Origin of the sequence: Ottowia cancrivicina, assembly GCF_029813755.1 — a bacterium.
GTDB lineage: Bacteria > Pseudomonadota > Gammaproteobacteria > Burkholderiales > Burkholderiaceae_C > Ottowia > Ottowia massiliensis.
The window spans coordinates 1-1,506 of the sequence record NZ_JARVII010000065.1; the positions used below are offsets into that span (position 1 = coordinate 1).

1 protein-coding gene is annotated in these 1,506 nt (G+C 69.3%); it reads right to left on the reverse strand.

Annotated features, from left to right (window positions below):
- Positions 1 to 1,424: ABC transporter substrate-binding protein (locus QB898_RS13005; RefSeq protein ID WP_279525293.1), on the reverse strand; the 1,424-nt coding region annotated here is incomplete at its 3' end.
- Positions 1,425 to 1,506: the final 82 nt, after the last annotated feature.

Here is a 1,506-nt window from a genome sequence, read left to right on the forward strand (position 1 = left end):
CCCTTGCGGGCGGCGGTCAGCCAGTGCGGCTGGTACAGGAAGATGGCAGCGGCGTCTTCAGCCAGCAGGCGCTGGGCCTGCTCCAGCAGCTTCAGCCGCTCGCCTTCATCGGCGCTGGCGCGCAGGCGCTCGTAGAGGGCATTGAAGGCGGGGTTTTCGTAGCCCCAGTAGTAGCCGGGCTTGCTCCAGTTGCCCAGATCGAGCGGCTCGACATGGCTGATGAGGGTGAGGTCAAACTGCGCCTGCCCGTAAACGTGGCTGAGCCACTGCGCCCATTCCACGTTTTGCACTTTCACGCGCACGCCCGCCTGCGCCAGCTGCGCGGCCACGACTTCGCCGCCCTGGCGGGCGTAGGGCGTGGGCGGCAGGGTGAGGGTGAGCGACAGGGGGCCATCGGGCAGGGCCTCTTTGAGCAGCTGGCGGGCCTTGTCCGGGTCATAGGCATTGACGCCGGTCAGGTCCACATAGCCGGGGCTGCCGGGGGTGTAGTAGCTGCCGATGGGCGTGCCCAGGCCGTTTTGGCCCGCTTGCAGCACGGCCTGGCGGTCAATGGCGGCGCACAGGGCGCGGCGCACGCGCACATCGCGCAAGGCCGCGTGGCGGTGGTTGAATGCGACGATGGTTTTGGCGCGCGAGCCGCTTTGCAGCAGCGCAAAGCGCCCATCGGCCTTCAGACGCGCGGCGCCGCGCTCGCTCATGCGGACAAAGGCATCCACATCGCCCGCCAGCAGCGCGGCCACTTGCGCGGCCGGGTCGCTGATGAAGCGAAAGACGGCGCGGCCAATGGCAATGGCGCCCGCCTCGCGCCACTGCGGCCAGGCCTTGAGGGTGAGGGAAGCGCCGCGCTGCCATTTGTCCAGCACGTAAGGGCCGCTGCCGACGGGGCGCGTGGCGTTGCCGGCGGCGCTGCCCGGCTCGGCGATGATGGCGGTGGCCTGGCCCAGCTTGAAGGGCAGGTCGGCATCGGGCTGCTCCAGCTCGATGCGCACGGTGCGCTCATCAGGCGCGGCAATCTGGCGCATGGCGGTGAAGGTGCGCCGGTCTTTGTTGGTGCTGCCTTCGCTGGCGGCGCGCGTGAAGGCCCATTGCACGGTTTGCGCCGTCAGCGGCGCGCCGTTGGAAAAGCGTGCGTTGTCGCGCAGATGGAACGTCCACTGCTTCAGATCAGGCGAGCTGTGCCAGCTTTGCGCCAGCAGCGGGCCGACGCTGGCGTCGGGGCGGATTTTGGTGAGCGTCTCAAAGACGTTGTAGAGCATGATTTCGGCGATGGCCGAAGCGGCGCCTGCCGTGGGGTCCAGCCCGGGCGGCTCCAGCGTCATGCCCAGCGTGAGCGAGCTGGGCGAGCGGGCCAGCGCGGGCTGCGCCAGGGCGGCCAGGGCCGGCAGGGCCAGGGTGAAATGGCGGCGGCGTATCGAGACAGTCATGTGAGAGGAAAGCGCTCAGAGACAAAAGGGCGCGCATGGTAGCGCGCCAGCCTGTGAAGCGGCCTGCCTGGCCGGCATTTGC